This is a genomic window from Microcystis sp. M015S2 (assembly GCF_020245945.1).
Classification (GTDB): domain Bacteria; phylum Cyanobacteriota; class Cyanobacteriia; order Cyanobacteriales; family Microcystaceae; genus Microcystis.
Map to the genome: position 1 here is coordinate 13,680 of NZ_JADBTX010000028.1, position 21,006 is coordinate 34,685.

A 21,006-nucleotide genomic window follows, 5' to 3' on the forward strand; every position below is an offset into this window, starting at 1 on the left:
TGCTCCCTTCTTAGGCTGTCCCTATTTTGGGTCATTCTACGCCATCGAGTTGGCTCTCTCGGACATTGGCTGAAAAATATTCACTATCTCACATTATGGGTGCAAGCAGTTCGATAAACTCCCTGACCACGTTGCGCCCCTACATGACACCAGCTCTGATTGAGAGGTCCAAGAAAAATCGATTTTATCTGATCTAAGTCCCCGTTAAACATCAATCTATCTTCTAGATTATTCGGAATTTACTCTAAGTATTTTTATTGTCTATGCCCTGTCATTTATCCCTCAATCAACTAGCTCAATTATTATCCTTACAAAATAATGGCAACATAAGTTTGAGCCAAGATAGTTTAGTATCTGGCATTAATACTGATAGCCGTAGTATTGAGCCAGGACAAGCATTTTTAGCCTTAAAAGGTGATAATTTTAATGGTCATGATTTTATCGATATGGCTATCGAAAAAGGAGCGGCGACCTTGATTGTTGATCAGCCAGTTTCGGTAAATTACTCTAGTAATATTCCTGTATTCCTAGTCCAGAATACCCTAGAAACCTATCAGCAATTAGGCCATTGGTGGCGGAATCAATTTACTATACCCGTGATTGCTATTACGGGATCGGTGGGAAAAACTACCACTAAAGAATTAATCGCTTCCGTACTAGCAACCCAGGGAAAAGTACATAAAACCCTGGCTAATTATAACAATGAGATCGGAGTGCCGAAAACTCTCCTCGAACTGGACGAAACTCACGATAGTGCTGTAATCGAGATGGGAATGCGGGGACGGGGAGAAATTGCCCTGCTCGCTCAAATCGCCCAACCGACGATCGCAGTGATTACTAATGTGGGAACCGCTCACATCGGTCGTTTAGGGTCGGAAGCAGCGATCGCAGAGGCGAAATGCGAGTTATTGGCCGAGTCTCCTTCTGGTAGTATAGCTGTTCTTAACTACGATCACCCTTTACTTACCGAAACAGCTAAACGGGTATGGCAGGGGGAAACAATTACCTATGGCTTCTCTGGCGGCGATATAGTCGGAGAATTACTGGATTTAACTACTTTACGAGTCAATGGACTAGATTTTAACTTACCTTTATCCGGTCGTCATCATGCTTTAAATTTTATGGCGGCCTTGGCTGTAGCGAAAATTTTAGGCATCGATTGGACTTCTTTGCAAGAGGGAATTAAGGTTAATTTACCCAGTGGTCGGGCCAAACGTTACCAATTAACACCCGATATCCTACTCCTCGATGAAACCTATAACGCCGGTCTAGAATCAATGTTAGCGGCCTTGGATTTACTGAAAGCTACTCCCGGTCAGCGTCATCTTGCTGTTTTAGGCACGATGAAGGAGTTAGGGTCTTTTTCGGAGCAATTACATCGCCAAGTGGGTGAGAGGGTGCAAAAACTAGGCATAGATCGCTTGTTTGTCTTGGTGGATGACCCCGAAGCTAAGTTTATTGCTGAGTCCGCTACTGGGGTCGATTGCGAATGTTTTCAAACTCACGCAGATTTAATTAATCGTTTAAAGGAAGTGATTGATTCAGGCGATCGCATTTTATGCAAGGCTTCCCATTCCGTCGGTTTAAATCGGGTGGTGGAGGAGTTAATCAGTGATATTGGGAGTTAGGGAAGAGATGTTAGAGAAGAGAGCTTTTTTTAGCAAGAATAGCCGACTAAAAACTGTTTTTTCGGTTATTTTAACGCTAATTTTCTTTTTTTCGGCAGTGCAAGTCTCTTTTGCTCAAGAATCGAGACGACTGGAGACTTATCTCCCAGATCTCAGTGGTTTAGCTTGGGTGGAAGCAGATATTTTTCTAGGGGTTCACGATGCCAAAAATAAGGGCAAAAAAAGTGATCCATCTCAAGCAAGACTCAGTCTTTTACAGCTACCTACGCAGGAAAAACCGCTATTATGGCAGGTTTTAAGGGTAGATTGGCCAAATCCAGAGGGATTGAGTAACGATCTCGAAAGTATTACTTCTATCCCAGAAACTGATTTATTTTTGTTGGCTGAAAGTGGCGAGAAAAAACCTTTTCAAAGACTATTTTTACTAGCATATAACCAGCAAAAAGTCAAGATAGTTGAGCAAATAAATTGGCCAATTCCAGTGAAAAATGTAGAGGCGATCGCTGTTAGCAAACAAGGCGATCGTTATCTATTTATCTACGCAGAACGGGCCGATAGTCAAGAGAGTACAAAGATTCGCTGGACGGATATCTCCTTCAATCCCTTAAAATTCGGGGAATTTCAGTCGGTAACTTTTCGGAGTCCTTTTGGTAGCGGTAAAAATATTCGCCCCATCTCCGATTTAGCCGTAGATAAGCAAGGTAATATCTACATAGCTTCTGCTTACGATCCAGATAGTGCGGGAGTGTTTAGAAGTGCTGTTTACCGTATTGGTCAAGTTACAGCCGATAATAGCCTAATTCTTGCCCCTAATCCCCAAAAAATTGCGGAAATCGACGGTGCTAAAGTGGAGGCGCTGACCACCAGAGAATCTCCCAGAGGTAAAATAGAAGTCTTTATCGGCACAGATGACGAGAATTATGGCGGTTTTCTGCGACCTTTGCTCTTAGATAATTAGGGTTTGCTGTAGTGAATTTAAACTGCCTATGAGAATTTTTAGTACAAATGCTCGAACTTTCTCTCCTTGCTCCCTTCTCTCCCATAATTACTCGCAGCTAGAAATCCGCTAGACCGCAGCATAATTTGTGCTTTTTGTCAAAAAAACTTTTTTTTTGCAATAAAACTACACAAAAAAAAGATCATCGTTGTGGGTGAAATTGACTCATTTAGCTATCTTAATTAGGATCACCTTCTAGGTGTGGCAAGGGTTTCAACCGTTGCTGCCCAAAAAAGCACAGAAAAACCCATTATGAAATTCAGTAAAATCGCTGTAACTAGCATAACATCGTTGTTAAATAAAAATCTTTCTCAATTAATTCTTAAGAATTTGTAAATATTGCGGAATATTAATTTAAATATTCTCAAGTTTTGGGATTCAATCAATAGTTTTTGCTTATCTTTGTCCAACATTGGGTTAGGAGACAGTATTCAGGAGCTAGGGGGGTCCACTCCCCACTCCCCCACTCCCCCACTACCCCACTACCCCACTTCATAATTCATAATTCATAATTCCCACTCCCCGCAACCCCTATTTTCCGTCTAAACTTTTGTATAGGGATGGTCTGGGAAAGCATGGATAACTCTTAGACTAATTAATTCGGGACTCACATCACAATATAGACTATGGCTTACTATTGGTTTAAAGCATTTCACCTGATTGGGGTAGTTGTTTGGTTTGCGGGACTATTTTATTTAGTACGTTTGTTTGTCTATCATGCGGAGGCAGCAACACAAACCGAACCCGCACAAGCTATTCTGAAAGCACAATACGAGATCATGGAGAAGCGACTCTACAATATCATCACCACACCGGGGATGATTGTCACCGTGGCTATGGCGATCGGTTTAATCTCCACAGAACCGGAAATTTTAAAATCGGGATGGTTACATATTAAATTATCCTTTGTGGCTCTTTTACTGCTCTATCATTTCTACTGTGGTCGCATCATGAAAAAGCTAGAAAAAGGAGAATGTAATTGGACGGGACAGCAATTTCGGGCATTAAATGAAGCACCAACCCTGTTATTGGTAGTTATTGTCCTTTTGGCAGTATTTAAGAATCAATTGCCCCTCGATTTGACCACCTGGTTAATTGTAGCTTTAGTGGTATTAATGGCAGTGACAATACAACTTTATGCTAAAAAACGTCGCAAAGATCAAGAAAAACTTCAGCAAAATACTCTCCAAAAAGAAGAAGTAGCGACCATGTAAATTATCCTAATCCTTGCCTAGGTTTCTAGGATAACAGTTAAAAGTGGTTTGACAGCTGTGGGATGGTCTTTTTAGTCCATCCCAATTGTATAGGTAGCAACCTTTAGTCTTTATATTTTTAGCTTTCTGCTATTTTTGAGCTTAAATCTCAAGGCTATAATCAGCAAGGGAGATTGATTAATTACCCAAATTTAATTAGATACCAGTTTTTAGCCGATAACAATTTTTACTTATCTATTATGAATAGTTGCTGGATAGATTGGGAAAAAATAACTAGAGATTTTCTGAGTTCTCGCAAGCTCAAGCAAGTGGCTGAATTGCGAGGATTCTATCGAGTTAATCCCTCTGGTATTCCTAGGATTCCTCCCGATTTGGAATTGAGAGACTACCAAAATACGGCGATTATCAGTTGGTTTCGTAATCGGGGACGAGGAACTTTAAAAATGGCCACCGGCAGTGGTAAAACTATTACTGCTTTAGCTATTGCTATGGAACTTTACCAAGCGATAGAACTGCAAGTATTATTAGTAATTTGCCCCTATCGTCACCTAGTCAATCAATGGCAACGAGAAGCGGAAAAATTTAATCTTAAACCGATTTTAGCCTACGAAAGTGTCCATACATGGCAAAGTCAACTAGCCACAGAATTATATAATGTGCAAGCGGGTAATCAAAAATTTGTCACTATTTTAACTACTAACTCAACTTTTATTAGCGAGGGGTTTCAATCACAAATAAAATTTTTTCCCGATAAAACTTTAATCGTTGGTGATGAAGCACATAATTTAGGTTCCCCCCGATTAGAGGAATTATTACCCCGTTCTTTAGGTCTAAGATTGGCTTTATCCGCCACTCCTGAAAGATATTTTGATGAGGAAGGAACTGACGCTATTCTTGAATATTTTGGACAAATTCTACAACCAGAATTTACCCTAGCTGATGCTATTAGTAAAGGAGCTTTAGTTAATTATTTTTATTATCCAGTCTTGGTTGAATTAACCGATGCTGAGGCTTTATTATACGCAAAATTAACCCAAAGAATCGGCTGGACTTTGCAGAAAAATAGTAATTTAAACGGCAATGAAAATTTAACAGCATTGCTAATGCAAAGGTCACGATTAGTTGGTTCAGCAAGTAATAAATTACAGGCTTTACAACAACTGATGCAAGAACGTTTAGACACGGATCATACTTTATTTTATTGTGGGGATGGTTATGTGGAAAATTATACTGCTAATTATCGTCGTCAAGTAGAGGCAGTTACTCATTTATTGGGCAATCAATTAGGTTATCGAGTTGCTACCTACACCGCAGAAACTTCTCTAGAAGAACGAGAAAAAATTCGCCAACAATTTGAGGAGGGTTATCTACAAGGATTAGTGGCAATTAGATGTTTAGATGAGGGAGTAGATCTGCCATCAATTCAAAACGCGGTGATTCTGGCTAGTAGTGGTAATCCTCGACAATTTATTCAGCGTCGCGGGCGAATATTGCGCCCCCATCCCGATAAAAAACAGGCCACTTTATTTGATATGATTGTTATGCCACCCACCTTAGATCGAGAAACCTGGGAAGTAGAAAGGAATTTATTACGCAAGGAATTAAAACGCTTTCTAGAGTTTGCTCAATTAGCTATTAATGCTGAAGAAGCTGAGACTAAATTAGGGGAGATTCAAGATAGATATTGTCTTTTGTCTAATTAAAACTTGAAAAGTTAAATCTTGGCAGCTTTTATGCTAGAATAGAGGTTAGTCAAGAATTGATCGCCGAGAAAAATTAACCCAACTGGATAGCGATCAATAAAGTTGTATAATTTTCCTTCCTCTACTTCTAAACTTCTATGCCTCCCCGTCAACAACCCCGCCGCATTGCTCGAGAACTTGCCCTTTTGAGTTTAAGTCAGATTAAAGGTAATCCTGAAAACCTGGAACAGCAAACTTTAAACGATTTAATTTTAGTCGCAGTTAGAACCTTAACCGTCGAAATTCAAGAAACCTTAGAAACTGCCGCTGCTGAAATTAGTCGTGGTAATGAACGGATTCTCGCTAGTGATACTAAGGCAACAAATCTAAAAAGCGCCCAAACTATGGTAAAAGAGGCAATTTCTCTTACCCACAATGCCATTAATCGTTTAGGAACCGTGATAGATTTTCCCGAAATTGTCCAGTTATCCAGTCAGTACGAAGTGCGGGAATATGCCCTAGAATTAATCGGTACAGTCTATCGTCGTCGTGCGGAAATCGAACAGGAATTAACCAGCGCTTTAGTGGATTGGCAACTACATCGTTTACCAAGAATCGATCGAGATATCCTGCAAATTGCCGTGGCAGAAATGCTCTATCTCGATATACCTCAAAAAGTAGCAATTAATGAGGCGATCGAATTAGCAAAACGTTATTCTGATGATGAAGGTTATCGCTTTATTAATGGCGTTCTCCGACGGGTAACGAATAAGCTAAACGAAGCAGAAAAAGCCGTATCCACCCAGAGTTAAACTCGAAAGAAATTAATACTACAATGGCCACATTTTATAGGGAAATTTCTGTAAATTGATATTGTAGTATCGCTCATCTCCCGTGACTTCTTCGCCGATCCAATCAGGAATAGTAATGACTTGATCCTCTTGTTCTAACTCAATTTCAGCCATAATCAAACCTTGATTATCTCCCAAAAATTCATCAACTTCCCAAGTTAAATTATCCAAAGAAATGCGATGACGAATCTTTTCAATTAAAGGTTTTTTACAGAGGTTTTCTAACATGAGCGCCGCATCTTCTAGGGGAATTGCATACTCGAATTCCAGCCGACTAATGCCCTCAGTCTTGCCTTTAATGGTTAAATAACCCCGATCTCCAACTACGCGAACTCGCACGGTTGTCAATCCATCTTGGGTGGGAATATATCCCTGACGATACAACTTGCCAGCAGCCAGCGATCGCCAGTGATCCCCTTTAACCAGAAACTTCCGTTCAATTTCAACAGTCATAAGCTCTTGATGGCAATAAATTTAAGCCCTAGCCACGGCAGCAGCTTGGGTTCCTAGTTGAATTAACTCGATCTTGTAGCCATTAGGATCTTCCACAAAAGCAATCACCGTAGAACCGTGTTTCATCGGGCCCGGCTCCCTGGTGACATTGCCACCAAGAACTTTAATTTTCTCACAGGTGCTATAGATATCATCCACGCCTAGGGCAATATGACCGTAAGCATTACCGACTTCATAGCGATCAACTCCCCAATTATAGGTCAGTTCGATGACAGCATGATTAGCCTCATCGCCATAACCGACGAAAGCGAGGGTAAATTGACCATTGGGATAGTCTTTCTGGCGCAATAACTTCATTCCTAGCACATCGCAGTAAAATTGTAGAGATTCCTGCAAGTTATTGACCCGGAGCATGGTGTGTAAGAGACGCATGATTATTTAGATGACATCGATCGAAAAATTACTCATCCTTGATTGTAACCAGTCCTTGGGCCTTCTTATCTCCTTGAGGCTCAACAATTATACTAATACAAGTGTACGAAATTTCCTGTAAAACCACTTACTCCCATAATCGCTGTGAAAAAAATCAACTTTCTGGCAACACCGAAATCACTATCTAGAAGATTTTCTCGGTCTATCGTGTATTTAGTGGTGAAGTTGATTAAGTTAAAACAGTCTCGTTCAGGAGTTTTCTAGGGGAATTGTCAAGGCAGTAGGTAGTAGTAAATTTTCAGTGGTTTCCGAAAACACCTTTTGACTTGACTGACCGATAGTTTAATAAAATCTGCGTGACTGCAATAAATGTCAAATATTTAGGGGAGTACAGAACAGAAAAATTGGCACGGGTTAAAGCTATGCGTTTTTATTTAGGGTGCATCAATCACCTAGGCAGTTTACGGAAAAAATCCGCCCGGTTGGTTCGACAAGCTCACCAACCAGTTCGACAAGCAGGTTTCACGATTACAGAAGTTTTACTGGCAAGTTCCATGATGCTGATTGTCATCTCGGTGGCGGGAATTGGTGTGATTAACTTGCTCAGAAGTAACTATCGAGCTAATGCCGATAGTGAAATCCAAAATAATCTTAATCGTACTCTAGAGTTTGTTTCAGATGAAGTGAGACGAGCAAGAATTATCGCTGAGACTCAAGCTGCGATCATGACGGATCAAGTACCCGAAGGAGCGCGAGCAGTTCTAGCTTTCCGAATTCCCGACCCCAGCAGTCCAGGTCTGCTGCTCCCCAACCAGATCGTTTACTATACCAAAGGCCCTGAAAATAGCTTAACCGGTCCGCGAGTCTTGTGGCGTTATGGTCCAAACTTGGACGCTAATGGCAACTACATCACCCCCGCAGATGTTGCTACTTGGCAACATTCCCCTGTCACCGATATGTTAGCAGCGGCTGCTAATAACCCCAATTGTCCCACGAGTTTTACCCGAATCCCCGTCCTTGGCAATGTGGACGATTTTTATACCTGTGTTCGCGCGGGTGGTAATCAAGTGATTTTGAATGCCAAAGCTCAGGTAGAGATGACTACTGTGACTAATGGAAATAGGGATAAAGTTGACTACTCTGTCAGCACCAGAGTTGCCACCAGAGCTACCAATGAAATATTTGTCCTCGAATCCCCCTCAGGGAGTACCAACCCAACTCTACCCATTGTTACCATGCCGGCAAATGTTACAGCTAAAGTTATTCAAGGAAATTGTGCATCCTGTACTGTTGCTGCCGGTCGCCTGAATAATATTCCGCCAGGAGTAGCTATACCTTCAACTGATCAGGGAACAACTATTCAGGGAATTTCTGGAGACGCTATTGTAGTCGCCGTCAATCCGACACTGACTAATCGCTCTTCGACCCCTCCAGATCAAGTAGATGTATATACCTCTGATAGCAGCGATTCACCCAGAAATCTTGATAATAACCAAGTTTTATTCGTGTTTACGAGTCCGCCAAACTCCTATCAGGTTTTAGTAACTATTACCCCTCGCTAAACTTATGGCAATAAGCTGGAACCTTGATGTTATCCTCCTTAGTTAACCCGATTCCTTCTCGGAAATCATCGCCAAATCCCCTTAACTAGATCCTAGGCTAAAAAGCCTAACTTAAACAGCGAATTGCCTCCAATAAACCCCTCGCTTTGTTGAGGGTTTCTTCATACTCTTTCTCCGGCTCAGAATCAGCTACTAACCCTGCTCCCGCTTGCACGGAAACCAGATAATTTTGATTACCTTGGGGACGAACAATCATAGTACGAATTGTGATGGCACTATTTAACTGTCCCTCGAAATCGTAGTAACCATAAACCCCTGAATAGGGACCACGACGACAGGGTTCTAATTCATGAATAATTTCCATGGCGCGAATTTTCGGGGCCCCACTGACGGTTCCCGCCGGAAAACAAGCTTTTAATAAATCCCAAGCACTTTTATTGGTTGCTAAATCCCCGACCACATTACTGACAATGTGCATAACGTGGGAATAACGTTCAATTATCATTAATTCGTCTACTTTGACCGTACCTCGATCGCACACCCGGCCTAGATCATTTCTCCCCAAATCCACTAACATAATATGCTCGGCAATTTCTTTGGGATCTTGCAATAAATCCGTGGCTAAAGCTTGATCTTCACTCAAGTTTTGTCCCCGGCGACGGGTGCCAGCAATTGGTCTGACAGTAGCCCTTATTTTACCTAATTCGTCCCGTTCTGCCTTAACCATCACTTCAGGACTAGAGCCAATAATCTGCCAATCCTTAAAGTTATAAAAAGCCATGTAGGGAGAAGGATTAATCAGACGCAGGGAACGATATAAATCGAAGGGATGACCCTGATAATTGGCATTTAAACGCTGGGAAATAACCACCTGAAAAATATCCCCCGCTTTGATGTAATCCTTGGCTTTCAGGACATTTTGACAGAATTTTTCCTGAGTTGTATTGCTTTCATAGACCAATTCTTTCCCGTGACCAACCGGTAATAATTCCAGGGTTTTGGCATTAGTTGGTAGGGGTAATCGTAACTTGAGAACTAACTGTGTCACTCGATCGCAGGCCGCTTGATAAGCGGCCGCTAAATCGGGATTTTTACCCCGGATATCGGCATAAGCGATCGCCCAGATTTTCCGTTTAACTTGATCGAAAATAATTAGATTATCCACCTGCATCCAAATACCATCCGGTAGATCGGCATCGGTAGCGGGATAAATAGGCACTCGCGGTTCGATCCAATTAATTAATTCATAACCCCAAAAACCAAATAAACCCCCTATTCCGGCGGGTAATTGCGGCAATTTAACTGGCACGATCGGGGCTAAACATCGGGTTAAAATCTCGAAAGGATCCCCGGAAAAAATCTCTTGAGAACCATCGCGAAAAGTTTGGGTGGTGGTGTTTCCCCGCGCTTCCAATACCCAGACGGGATCGCCGCCTAAAAAGCTGTAGCGTCCCAAGGTTTCGCCCCCTTCCACCGACTCTAATAAAAAATTGTAGGCTTGATCGGCACAAATTTTATACCAGGCCGAAACGGGCGTTTCTAGGTCAGCGATCCATTCTTGATAGACAGGAATAAAGTTACCTTGGCCGGCGAGTTGACGAAAGCGATCGAAGTCGGGGAAGATCATATTTTGATGGTTCAGGAAACGGATAGCACAACACTTGTAGCCGATTGCGATCAGAGAAATCGAGAGTCAGAAGTTAAATCCTAGGGCTAAATAGCTTCTAAATCTAACTCCCCCCTCTCGATTTTAGGGTTTATTTATGCTTCGTAGGGAGTGACACCAGAGAACTTAATTGTCGCCGGTTCCGGGTTTTTGCCGATATTGCGGTCTTTTTTGCCGAAAAATTCACGACCAGCGTTAACTTTTTCGGGGAAGACACCATCAGCGGGGTGGAGATACTGCACTTCACCACTGGGGTAAATCCGATAGATTTTGTAATCTTCGATTTTGGGCTTAAATTTCGTCCGGAATTGGGTACCAAGAGCGAGCGCGTGTTCTTTGCGGGCCAAATAGAGGAGATTTTCGCCTTCGTTCATGATAGCGGCGCCACCGGTGGGCATTTCAAAGACTTGTTCTTTGCTGCTTGTCCAGGTGATGGCGTACTTTTCTTCCAGATCGGCTTTGGCGAGTAAACCGCCCGTGCTGCCACCGAACTTAGGAGCTTTTCCAGAAAGTTCTGTCATAGGATTTTGTTCTCTCTACACAAATAAAGAAAAGGGGTTTTAGGGAATCCTATCACTGACACCCCCCCTCTCTAGTAGTCTTGTCAAGAACTGTAACATTATTTTGTACTAGACTATAGAACTAAGCTGCTGGCCGATCGCCAACTTGTCTAGGAATCGGCCACCACTTTAATCGATCGCCCGTCGGGAAATTTGCCAACTTAAAAAAATTACCGGAATTAATCCCACTAGGACAATGGCCAGGGCTGGTGCCGCCGCTTCCACCAAACGTTCATCGCTGGCGTATTGATAAACGCGCACCGCTAGGGTATCAAAATTAAAAGGTCTTAAGACCAAAGTAGCCGGTAATTCCTTCATCACATCGACAAAAACTAACATAGCCGCCGTCAATAATCCCCCCGACAAAAGAGGAATATGCACTTTAATTAAAGTGGCACCAGTGCCATAGCCAAGACTGCGGGAAGCATCATCTAAACTAGGTTTAATTTTACTTAAACTCGATTCTAATGTGGAAAAAGCTACGGCTAAAAACCGGACAATATAGGCAAAAATCAGACAGAAAATCGTGCCGCTCAGAATTAAATTGATATTTAATCCTTGATTGAAAAAGTTATCTAATTTCCCGAGAGGAATTAAAACCCCCACGGCGATAACAATGCCGGGGATAGCGTAACCAGCGGCCGCAATCCGCACGGAAAGCTTAAGAGTTTTATTCGGATTAAGTCTTTCCCCGTAGGCGAGAATTAAAGCTAAAACTACCGCAATAATTGCGCTTAAACTAGCCAGAAAAAAACTGTTTACCGATAAACTAAAAAAGTCATTATTAAAAGTTTCTTGGGCGTGATTAAAGGCTAGATATGCCAAATAGAAAGCGGGGGCAATAAACCCCAGAAATACTGGCAAAAAACAGGAGATTATTGCCAAAAAACTGCGAACAAATCCTAGTTCATACTTAGTCGGTGACTGGAAACGATTGGTCATTTCATAGTAACGAGCTTGACGACGGGAGGATTGTTCAAGGAAAACTAAAACGAGGATAAATACCATTAAAACTGTGGATAACTGCCCCGCCGCTATGCGATCGCCCATACCGAACCAAGTATTATAAATCCCCGTGGTAAAAGCATTAATTCCGAAATACTGCACCGTACCAAAATCGTTCAGAGTTTCCATTAAAGCTAGGGCTAATCCCGCCATAATTGCCGGTCTTGTTAGGGGTAAAGCGACAGTAAAAAAACTGCGCCAAGGATTACATCCCAAGGAGCGACTTGCCTCCACTGTGCAGACAGATTGTTCTAAAAAACCCACCCTTGCTAACAGATAAACGTAGGGATAAAGCACCAGTATTAACATAAGAATCCCCCCCCAAAGAGAACGAATATTAGGAAACCAATAATCCTCGACACTATCCCAACCGAAAACACTTCTTAAGAAGGTCTGCACCGGACCAAAATAGTCCATCATATTGGTATAAGTATAGGCCAAGAGATAGGCAGGAGCAGCCAGGGGTAGTAATAATAACCATTGAAATTGTTGACAACCGGGAAATTGACACATCGTTGTTAACCAAGCGGTCCCGACACCGATGATTAAAACGCCGCTGCCCACCCCGCACATTAACCAAAAAGAATTAACTAGATAATCCCCGAGAACAGTTTCGATCAGATGTTGCCAGACTTGACTAGAATTAGTTAATAAACTACTGGCCACCGATAAAATCGGCAGGGAAACAAGCAGGGCAATTAGTAAAACTGCCATCGTCCATCCCTGTCTAAAAAAAGAGCGAGATTCTTTCAGCAAAAACATTTTTAATAAGATTGTTAAAGCAATTTTTAGAGAACTAGGAGATGATCTACAGCAGTACTAGGTTATTGGCTCCTAAAAATTAGGATTTCTGTAACAGCTTGCGGTAGTCAAACACGCGAATGAGCGTCCCTTTTTTCGGTAAATCGGCGGCACGAATCCGTAATTTATTGTCCCCGATTAAACGGATATTTTTATCTTTGACTAACTTGAGAAACTCATCTACAGAGACCAATTCACAGGCATTTTTATCGGCGGCACTGGTGAAGTATTGCGTCGGGACAGCTATTCGCGGTTGTAAAACTTCGATCGCCTGTTTTGCTTCTTGGGGATTATAATTTTTTGGACCACCCCCCACGGGAATAAAAGCTAAATCCGGCGAACCTAGGAGAATTCTTTGTTCTAATTCGATTGCGGCCGCTGCCCCCCCTAAATGGACAATACTAATCCCCGCTTGGGCCCAACGCCAGGCCACATTCATGCCGAAACGTTGCCCCCCCATGCGATCATGGGCGATACTAATGCCCTGGAATTTTAATTTACCCAGATCATAGGCCCCCGGCTCAAACAAAATTTTCGGATTACCTGGTAAATTCTCGGCCGCCCCTTCATCCCAGAGTTGACTACTAATTAAAACGATATCTGCTTCTACTTTTGGCAAAGGAAAACCCGCCGTACAACCAATTGCCCGGAAGGGATTAACGAGGACTCTTTGCCCTCCTCCGGTGAATAAAAAGCAACTATGACCCAACCATTGAACTAAGAGGGAATTATCGGGTTTTTTGGGGGAAGTGGGGTTAGTGGGTTTCGGTTTAGTTTCCGCTAAAACTGAGCTTACTGCCACGGTTAAGAAACTTGCCCCCGCCGATAAGATAAAATCTCGCCTTTTCATAAATGTAGATGCAGAATTAATCAAGTTAAGGTTAATTTCAGGGGTTGGGGATTAGCAAACACTAGAGGGATCGGAGAAAGTTTCTTAAAAGTTCCTTGCCGGCAGTGGTTAAAATACTTTCGGGATGAAATTGTACTCCTTGAATGTGGGGGTAATCCCGATGACGAACCCCCATGACCGTGCCATCTTCCACCCAGGCCGTGATCTCTAAATTATCCGGCATAGTTGAGCGCTCGATCACTAAACTATGGTAACGGGTGGCAGTAAAAGGATTTTCTAACCCTTGAAATACCCCTTCATTGTTGTGATAGATTGGCGAAGTTTTGCCGTGCATCAAGACCGGGGCCGAGACCACATCCCCTCCGAATACCTGACCGATACTTTGATGACCGAGACAGACTCCCAAAATCGGCAAATGGGGGCCAAATTTAGCGATTAATTCCAGAGATATGCCCGCATCGACCGGACGACCTGGACCGGGGGAAATGACAATTCCATCCGGCCGCATTTGTTCGATTGTGGCCAAGTCTATTTTATCATTACGATAGACCTCGATCGGCACGGCGATCGGGAACTCGGAGGCTAATTCTCCCAAATACTGGACTAAATTGTAGGTAAAACTATCATAGTTATCGATGACGATTATCAAGAGTCCCTCTCCTTTCTCTAGCCTCGCTCAGTATTTTCATTCTACATCCTGGCTGTCTCGATCGAGATAGCCGGAGTGTAGGGGGTAGGCTATTTTTGAGCAGTCAGCTAGAATCTGCCCGGAATTGCTAATCACAGCCTAAACTATCTCTGGTGGCCACTCCCGTGACCGGATTAATCCCATCGGCCCGTTCACACATTAACTTGACCTGATAGTTATCAATGACCGCGTTAGTGAAATCGGCCCCGGTAATAATTGTGTCATAAAAACGGCTGCGAGTAGCGATCGCATCAGTAAAAATAGTATTAGTTAAATCGGCAAAATCGAGGGTAACTCTATCTACCAAAGAGGCGGTTAAATCGGCCCCTTTTAAGTTAGCTTTTAAGAGGACAGCCTCGGTGAGAATACTATAGGATAAATCGGCCTCTTCTAGGTTAACTCCCCGCATTGCGGCAGCTGCGAAAACCCCTCCGCGCAAATCCTGATGGGAGAAATCCCGGTCTTGCAGCTGGGCAAAACTATAGTTAATCGTTTTATCTTGGGCCAAAGCCACCGGACGGGCCGCGAAAAGTAGCCAAAGAATCGCCAGCAAAATAATTAAAACCAGACTGAAAAAATTTTTCAACATTGTTACTGTTGAGCGTCGAGAAACTGGGCCACATCATCACCCACCCGAATAGTTAGGTCTGAGTCTAAAGCACCAGTGGAGGATGATTCTACTTTACCGATTCCCAATTGATTTTTCAAGAGGTTAGCGGACTGAATATCACCTTTTTGGGCAATAATTGCCGTGGTTTCTAGCTTTTGGGAGGAGTCATCGCTAATATAAACATTTGTATAGCCCCGTTTGGCCAGATAATCACGAGTACGACGGGCTAAACCTTTGGTATGGGTGGCATTTTGAATGGCAATCCGCAGACTATAAACGGAGGTTTCTCCCCCCGCATAGTTATCGGTAAAATTGTTAGCCACAATGGTTCTGATTTCGCGACGGTTCAAAATCCAATAACTGCGACCATCGTATTCCTCAAGGCTATTAAACCGGCCGGGGAGTAGGATCATTCTCAAGTCATCCTGTTTAATTTCCCGGCCAAAATTAGCGATAGCCAGCATTTCCTCGACGGTTAAATTCGTATCGATATGTTGTTGTAAAACCTGTACTGCTTTCGGGAGACTGGGGAGAATTGTCGGACTAAAAATCTTTTGTTGTAGTGCTTTTAATAAAATTTGTTGTCTTTGTACGCGACCGACATCGCCGTATTGGGGGTTACGAAAACGGGCAAATTGTTCGGCTTGGTCGCCGTTGAGATTTTGCCAACCCTCTTGTAAATCAATTTCTAATTTTTGGGTGACATCTTTATGATACATTCGTTCGGGTACATAAACCTCTACACCCCCGACTAAATCGACTAATTCCTTAAAGGCATCGGTAGTCACCCGCACATAGCGATCAACGGTGACATCCCCTAAAGTATTACTGACCACTTCCGCCGCTAGAGTCGGTCCACCGTGAACATTGGCATCGTTAATTTTAGTGAAACCGTGGCCGGGGATTCTGACACGGCTATCGCGAGGGATAGACAGCATTCTCACGGTTTTATCGCTAGGATCGAAGCGCACTAGGAGCATGGTATCGCTGCGACCTTTAAATACATCGTCGCTGTTTTTGGCATCTAAAACTCGATCGATGCCCATAACTAAAATATTAACAGGACGAGAAAGCTGCTGATTGATTAAGCTATTCCAAGCTTGAGCCTCAAGGATGTCTGTTTGGTTGGGAAAAGATGTTTTTTGGAAGATGGCTCCAATTGGTGCGGGTAAGGGACTAATTAAAGCGACGGCAGCCCCGAGAGTAGCGGAAACTAGGGCGGTAAAACTGAGGGTTATTCCCCAAAATAAGCCCTTTTGCAGGGGAGATGCTTTTTTAAAACCGGACATGACTGAACTGACCACCGTGACGGTATTTTCTGAGTTTTGGCTGTATTCTTGCTTTTCAAACCGCCCGGAAACATTGGCCATAGACTAACCTCAACATCTGATTAAAAGCTTACTCTAGGAGGTGACTGCTGATCCCTAGAATCTATCTCTAGCCCAAAAGTTCCAGATATTGGCCACCCCCCTCTCGCCGGCTATTGTAACATATTGTTAAGGAACTGGCTATCCTAGACCTGTTGTAAAAATTAAAAATTGTTGTTAGGGTTAGGGATCAGTAGCCAGTAGCCAGTAGTCAGGAGAGTTAAGATAGAAGATAGATTTTGCCTTCGATCCCCCCTTAATCCCCCCTTGATAAGGGGGGTATCTGACAATTTTTAACACCTACCTACTTAATAGTCAATTAAATACTCTATTTACCGATTTTATGCCATTTAATCCTTATTTTTGCGGTTTTTGAACCCTGAAAAGTTAATTAGGCAAGAGGAATTTGAGGGATTCAGTTCGGTTATAGATTATATCTGTAACCAAGAATTAAGAGAGGTGGAAACTTGAAGATAACAGAACTAAGGTTATTCTCCTTGTTTTTATTCCTTAGCTTTTGGCTAGTCTGACAGTTTTTTTGTCAATAAATTCTGATCTATTTTTTATGAAAATCATCTCCCTTCCCCCATCATCTACCCAGGAATATCTCTGTATAAGAGACTTAAATCTCTACAATTCTCCCAGTTGTCAAGAGTTAGCTACCCAAGCACAACGGGGAAGACAATTAAAATTTATTTCCCTAGAAATTACCGAAAAAGGGCTACAAATTCAGCTAAGGGAAGATAATTATTTAGCTTGGTTATGCGGAGAAGATTTAGATGCAATTGCGGTGGCCACCACAGCTTATCAAAAAATTCCTCTAACTCGTTCAGACATAGAAAAACATATTCCTGAGATTATCACTTTTACTCAGGAAGCAAGGAACCGTACCAATCATTATCTCTGGGGTGGAACCCTTGCACCTAATTACGATTGTTCAGGATTAATCCAGGCTGCTTTTGCCACTTTTGGCATTTGGTTGCCGAGGGATTCCTATCAACAGGAGGCTTTTTGTCAAAAAATAAACCGAGAGGAATTACTACCGGGAGATTTAATTTTCTTTGGTGATAAAAGAGTTAATCATGTGGCTTTATATCTAGGGAATAATCAATATATCCACAGTTCAGGAAAAGAAACAGGTAACAATGGTATCGCTATAAATCTCCTCACCGATGATCAGGATAGCGTTAGTCGTCATTATTATCAAAAATTATGGAGTTTCGGTCGAGTTATGCACAATTAATCAGTTATCAGTGGTAATTATGAATTATGAATTATGAATTATGAATTATGAAGTGGGAAGAATAGATAAAAATAATCTCCTGACTCCTGACTCCTAACTCCTAACTCCTGACTCCTAACTCCTGTCTCCTGTCTCCTGTCTCCTCACTCTCCCCCATAGATAATCATGTTAGAAAACATCTCCCTAAGCGGTCTATCAATTCGTCGTCACATAGGAGTATTGACGTTAACTATAGCAGTTATCATCATCGGTCTTTTTTTTCTAAATCGTTTACAAGTAGATTTGCTTCCTTCTATCACTTATCCCCGCATTAGTTTAAGGATGAATGTCCCTGGAGTGTCCCCGGAAGTCATTCTCGAAGAAGTAACTAAACCCCTAGAAGAAGGAATGAGTGCCACCGAGGGAGTAGTGCAAGTTTATTCAGAAACTCGCGAGGGGAGGATGCGAGTAGATTTATTTTTTCAACCGGGGGGAGATTTAAATGTCGCTTTAAACGAAGCTACCGAAAGTTTTAATCGTGTCCGACAAAATTTACCCGATATTATTGAGGAACCGCGCTTAAACAAATTTGAACCCTCTCGTTTACCCGTCTATGAATTCGCTCTCGTTTCCGATACCCTACCCCTAAAAGATTTAAGATTATTTGCTGATGAAGAATTAGGGAGAGAATTGGGGTTTGTGGAAGGAGTGGCAGTGGTGGACGTGATTGGGGGAGTTAGAGAAGAAATTCAAGTTAATATTGACCTGCAGCGATTACAATCTTTAGGAGTGGGATTAAATCAGGTTTTAGACACCCTAAAAAGACGCAATCAGGACATCTCTGGGGGCCGACTAGAGGGAGAAACCGGGGAACCTTTAACCCGCGCGGTGGGGAAATTTAAAAACGTAGCGGATATCCAAGATTTAGCACTGACCGATAGTAATAATCCCGAAGAAAAAATCTATCTGCGGGATGTGGCCAGAGTTATCGATGGGATAGAAGAACAAAGAATTTTTGTCACCCTAAATGGAAAAAATGCCGTGAGGGTTAGCGTCCAAAAACAACCGAATGCGAACACGATTGCTGTGGTAGAAGGGGTCAAAAAACGCATTACAGAATTAAAAAAATCCGGGTTAATGACCGGGGGAATACAAGTAGTCACCACTACCGATGAGTCTGTATTTATCCAAAACGCGGTCAATAACGTGGTTTCGTCGGGACTAGCGGGGACAATTCTAGCAGCATTGACTGTATTCGTCTTTCTCGGTTCCCTGCGACAGACTTTTATCATTACCCTAGCGATTCCTCTTTCTACCCTCGTCGCAATTATCTTTATGAAGTTATTTGGGTTATCGATAAATGTGTTTAGTTTGGGAGGATTGGCCCTAGGGGTGGGCATCGTGGTGGATAATTCCATTGTCATGCTGGAAAATATTGCCCTTAAAGTTAATCAAAACCAAAATAAGCGAGATTTTTTAGAAATTGCCCGGAATAGCAGCCAAGAGGTAGAATCTGCTTTAGTGGCCTCCACTGCGACTAATCTCGTTTCTATCCTGCCATTTTTACTACTGGGTGGTTTTATTTCCCTGCTGTTTAACGAGATTATCCTCACTATCAGTTTTGCTGTGGCCGCTTCTCTCCTCTGTGCGTTAACCGTTGTTCCCATGTTGGCCAGTCGTTTGTTAAATATGCGGGTTTCTAGTGGTATCCATCGGTTTTGGCTCTTAAAAGTCTTTAGTCAACGTCTAGAAGGTTTAACCATCCTCTACGGTCGTTTTTTAGCTAAAATCATCCGCTACAGAATACCTGTTATCCTACTGGCCTTTTTAATTTTAGGGGGAAGTAGTTTTTATCTCTGGCAATATATCCCCCAGGAAGTCTTTAGTCGTATTCAAACCGGACAGGTCAACGTTTTTGCTCAATTTCCCCCTGGTACCAATTTAAATACTAACCGTCAGGTGATGCGGGAAGTAGAAAAGATTCTATTATCACAGCCGGAAACTGAGTATGTTTTTACTACCAGTGGCGGTTCTCTTTTTGGCACAACTACCAATGAAAATATTTTGCGCGCTTCTAGTACGATTAGTCTCAAAAAAGGCACTAATACGGAAGCCTATATCGAACGCATGAGCAAAGCACTAGAGCAATTAAACCTCGTTAACGTGCGTTTGCGTCTCACCCCCGGTCAAGTGCGCGGTATTATTCTTAATAACTCTCCCTCCGTTGGTGCCGATGTGGATGTGATGTTACAGGGACGCGATGGGAAAACTTTAGAGCAAGCTGGTGAAGAAATCCTCAGTATTCTCGATGAAAAAGTCCCTAGTGCGCGTTTTCGTGCCGATGCTGACCCCAGACAACCAGAAATTCAGATTAAACCCGATTGGACACGCTTAAATAGTTTGGGATTGAGTACCCTGGAAGTGGGACAAACGCTACGGACCGCTATTCAAGGATCAATCCCCACCCAACTGCAACGGGGAGAAAGATTAATCGATATCCGGGTGCAATTAGACCCCAACTCGCGGCAAAAAATTAGTGACATATCACAAATACCTATTTTTGTCAATAGACAAGAAGACTTAAAATTAGCAGATATAGCCCGGATTGAAGCGGGAAAAACCCCCGGGGTCATCCAGAGAATTAATCAGCGTCAAGTTTTTATTATTATCGGCAGTTTAGTCGAAGGGGCGAAATTAAGTGACGCACTCGCGGGAGTACAATCGGTTTTAAATTCCACTCCCTTACCCGATGGTATCAGCATTTTACCCAGTGCTGCCGCCACGTCTAATCAAGAAATTCAGGGTTCTTTGGGTTTATTAGCGGGTTTATCGGTATTTTTAGTCTTTGTGGTCATGGCCGTGCAGTATAACTCGCTCATAGACCCTTTGGTGATTATGTTAACCGTTCCTTTGGCCCTAGCGGGGGGAATTTTCGGACTATATTTGACCAAAACCCCGATTAATGCCATTGTCATCGTCGGGGTGGTGTTATTGGTGGGGATTGTGGTTAATAACGGGATTATTATGGTGGAATTAGCGAATCAATTGCGGCAAGAATTCGGTTTTACTCGACTACAAGCCATTTTAAAGGCCGCTCCCCAACGTTTACGACCGATTTTAATGACTACCGTGACCACGGTTTTAGGTTTATTTCCCCTCGCTTTAGGATTGGGAGAGGGGGGAGAATTCCTGCAACCTTTAGGAATTGTCGTTTTTTCGGGTTTGTCTTTAGCAACTCTGTTAACTCTGTTTATTATTCCCTGTTTTTACGTTTTATTCTCCAGAAAATAATCCCCCTGCACAGTGGGAAGTGGGGAAGTGGGGAAGTGGGGTGTGGGGTGTGGGGTGTAGGGTGTGGGGTGTAGGGTGTGGGGAAGTGGGGAGAATAAATAAAAAAAGTCTCCTATCTCCTATCTCC

The 21,006-nt window shown here is 42.7% G+C and carries 17 protein-coding genes; 8 read left to right on the forward strand and 9 right to left on the reverse strand.

Annotation, left to right across the window (positions count from 1 at the left end):
* Positions 1-263: 263 nt before the first annotated feature.
* The 5 genes from IM473_RS06200 (at position 264) to nusB (ending at position 6,333) form a co-directional block, all read left to right on the forward strand.
* Positions 264-1,628 carry a UDP-N-acetylmuramoyl-tripeptide--D-alanyl-D-alanine ligase gene (locus IM473_RS06200; RefSeq protein WP_287659959.1) on the forward strand — a complete coding sequence of 455 codons (1,365 nt, stop codon included), beginning with the start codon at positions 264-266 and terminating at the stop codon, positions 1,626-1,628.
* A 7-nt stretch (positions 1,629-1,635) separates the two neighbouring features.
* Positions 1,636-2,586: a hypothetical protein gene (locus IM473_RS06205; protein ID WP_287659958.1), complete on the forward strand. Its 951-nt coding sequence runs from the start codon at positions 1,636-1,638 to the stop codon at positions 2,584-2,586.
* A gap of 665 nt (positions 2,587-3,251) precedes the next feature.
* Positions 3,252-3,839 carry a protoporphyrinogen oxidase HemJ gene (gene hemJ / locus IM473_RS06210; protein WP_046660950.1) on the forward strand — a complete coding sequence of 196 codons (588 nt, stop codon included), beginning with the start codon at positions 3,252-3,254 and terminating at the stop codon, positions 3,837-3,839.
* A 239-nt stretch (positions 3,840-4,078) separates the two neighbouring features.
* Complete coding sequence (locus IM473_RS06215; protein WP_287659957.1) at positions 4,079-5,542, forward strand: DNA phosphorothioation system restriction enzyme; 1,464 nt, start codon at positions 4,079-4,081, stop codon at positions 5,540-5,542.
* Positions 5,543-5,679: 137 nt separating this feature from the next.
* Positions 5,680-6,333, forward strand: coding sequence for a transcription antitermination factor NusB (gene nusB / locus IM473_RS06220; protein ID WP_002768645.1), 654 nt, complete (start codon positions 5,680-5,682; stop codon positions 6,331-6,333).
* An 18-nt stretch (positions 6,334-6,351) separates the two neighbouring features.
* Here the strand turns inward: nusB and IM473_RS06225 are convergent, their stop codons facing one another.
* Together IM473_RS06225 and gloA are read right to left on the reverse strand one after the other, a co-directional pair.
* Entirely contained in the window at positions 6,352-6,825 is a 474-nt protein-coding gene (locus tag IM473_RS06225) for a CYTH domain-containing protein (protein ID WP_287659956.1), read from the reverse strand.
* 21 nt (positions 6,826-6,846) lie between these two features.
* Complete coding sequence (gene gloA, locus IM473_RS06230) at positions 6,847-7,257, reverse strand: lactoylglutathione lyase (protein WP_287659955.1); 411 nt, start codon at positions 7,255-7,257, stop codon at positions 6,847-6,849.
* A gap of 422 nt (positions 7,258-7,679) precedes the next feature.
* On the opposite strand from gloA, the gene IM473_RS06235 reads away from it, so the two are divergent.
* A complete protein-coding gene (locus IM473_RS06235) occupies positions 7,680-8,819 on the forward strand; it encodes a PulJ/GspJ family protein (protein WP_287659969.1) in 1,140 nt (379 codons plus the stop codon).
* A 106-nt stretch (positions 8,820-8,925) separates the two neighbouring features.
* Here the strand turns inward: IM473_RS06235 and trpE are convergent, their stop codons facing one another.
* From trpE to IM473_RS06270, 7 genes are all read right to left on the reverse strand, one after another.
* Positions 8,926-10,446: an anthranilate synthase component I gene (trpE, locus tag IM473_RS06240; RefSeq protein WP_287659954.1), complete on the reverse strand. Its 1,521-nt coding sequence runs from the start codon at positions 10,444-10,446 to the stop codon at positions 8,926-8,928.
* Between the two features lie 134 nt (positions 10,447-10,580).
* On the reverse strand, positions 10,581-11,006 hold the full coding sequence (locus tag IM473_RS06245) for a photosystem I reaction center subunit II PsaD (RefSeq protein ID WP_002740397.1): 426 nt from the start codon (positions 11,004-11,006) through the stop codon (positions 10,581-10,583).
* Between the two features lie 168 nt (positions 11,007-11,174).
* The gene (locus IM473_RS06250; protein WP_287659953.1) at positions 11,175-12,812 is read right to left on the reverse strand and encodes an ABC transporter permease; all 1,638 of its coding nucleotides are present in this window, start codon (positions 12,810-12,812) and stop codon (positions 11,175-11,177) included.
* Positions 12,813-12,891: 79 nt separating this feature from the next.
* Positions 12,892-13,701, reverse strand: coding sequence for an MBL fold metallo-hydrolase (locus tag IM473_RS06255; protein WP_287659952.1), 810 nt, complete (start codon positions 13,699-13,701; stop codon positions 12,892-12,894).
* 61 nt (positions 13,702-13,762) lie between these two features.
* Positions 13,763-14,350: an anthranilate synthase component II gene (locus tag IM473_RS06260; protein ID WP_287659951.1), complete on the reverse strand. Its 588-nt coding sequence runs from the start codon at positions 14,348-14,350 to the stop codon at positions 13,763-13,765.
* A gap of 127 nt (positions 14,351-14,477) precedes the next feature.
* Entirely contained in the window at positions 14,478-14,978 is a 501-nt protein-coding gene (locus IM473_RS06265) for a pentapeptide repeat-containing protein (protein ID WP_287659950.1), read from the reverse strand.
* 2 nt (positions 14,979-14,980) lie between these two features.
* Positions 14,981-16,369: an LCP family protein gene (locus IM473_RS06270; RefSeq protein WP_287659949.1), complete on the reverse strand. Its 1,389-nt coding sequence runs from the start codon at positions 16,367-16,369 to the stop codon at positions 14,981-14,983.
* Between the two features lie 562 nt (positions 16,370-16,931).
* Here IM473_RS06270 and IM473_RS06275 point away from each other — a divergent pair.
* Complete coding sequence (locus tag IM473_RS06275) at positions 16,932-17,609, forward strand: C40 family peptidase (protein ID WP_287659948.1); 678 nt, start codon at positions 16,932-16,934, stop codon at positions 17,607-17,609.
* Positions 17,610-17,774: 165 nt separating this feature from the next.
* Positions 17,775-20,879 carry an efflux RND transporter permease subunit gene (locus IM473_RS06280; RefSeq protein WP_287659947.1) on the forward strand — a complete coding sequence of 1,035 codons (3,105 nt, stop codon included), beginning with the start codon at positions 17,775-17,777 and terminating at the stop codon, positions 20,877-20,879.
* Positions 20,880-21,006 lie beyond the last annotated feature (127 nt).

Bases quoted from the DNA above. Each gene is read 5' to 3' on its own strand.
- IM473_RS06200 (WP_287659959.1), top strand. From the start codon at position 264: ATGCCCTGTCATTTATCCCTCAATCAACTAGCTCAATTATTATCCTTA.
- IM473_RS06205 (WP_287659958.1), top strand. From the start codon at position 1,636: ATGTTAGAGAAGAGAGCTTTTTTTAGCAAGAATAGCCGACTAAAAACT.
- hemJ (WP_046660950.1), top strand. From the start codon at position 3,252: ATGGCTTACTATTGGTTTAAAGCATTTCACCTGATTGGGGTAGTTGTT.
- IM473_RS06215 (WP_287659957.1), top strand. From the start codon at position 4,079: ATGAATAGTTGCTGGATAGATTGGGAAAAAATAACTAGAGATTTTCTG.
- nusB (WP_002768645.1), top strand. From the start codon at position 5,680: ATGCCTCCCCGTCAACAACCCCGCCGCATTGCTCGAGAACTTGCCCTT.
- IM473_RS06225 (WP_287659956.1), bottom strand. From the start codon at position 6,825: ATGACTGTTGAAATTGAACGGAAGTTTCTGGTTAAAGGGGATCACTGG.
- gloA (WP_287659955.1), bottom strand. From the start codon at position 7,257: ATGCGTCTCTTACACACCATGCTCCGGGTCAATAACTTGCAGGAATCT.
- IM473_RS06235 (WP_287659969.1), top strand. From the start codon at position 7,680: ATGCGTTTTTATTTAGGGTGCATCAATCACCTAGGCAGTTTACGGAAA.
- trpE (WP_287659954.1), bottom strand. From the start codon at position 10,446: ATGATCTTCCCCGACTTCGATCGCTTTCGTCAACTCGCCGGCCAAGGT.
- IM473_RS06245 (WP_002740397.1), bottom strand. From the start codon at position 11,006: ATGACAGAACTTTCTGGAAAAGCTCCTAAGTTCGGTGGCAGCACGGGC.
- IM473_RS06250 (WP_287659953.1), bottom strand. From the start codon at position 12,812: ATGTTTTTGCTGAAAGAATCTCGCTCTTTTTTTAGACAGGGATGGACG.
- IM473_RS06255 (WP_287659952.1), bottom strand. From the start codon at position 13,701: ATGAAAAGGCGAGATTTTATCTTATCGGCGGGGGCAAGTTTCTTAACC.
- IM473_RS06265 (WP_287659950.1), bottom strand. From the start codon at position 14,978: ATGTTGAAAAATTTTTTCAGTCTGGTTTTAATTATTTTGCTGGCGATT.
- IM473_RS06270 (WP_287659949.1), bottom strand. From the start codon at position 16,369: ATGGCCAATGTTTCCGGGCGGTTTGAAAAGCAAGAATACAGCCAAAAC.
- IM473_RS06275 (WP_287659948.1), top strand. From the start codon at position 16,932: ATGAAAATCATCTCCCTTCCCCCATCATCTACCCAGGAATATCTCTGT.
- IM473_RS06280 (WP_287659947.1), top strand. From the start codon at position 17,775: ATGTTAGAAAACATCTCCCTAAGCGGTCTATCAATTCGTCGTCACATA.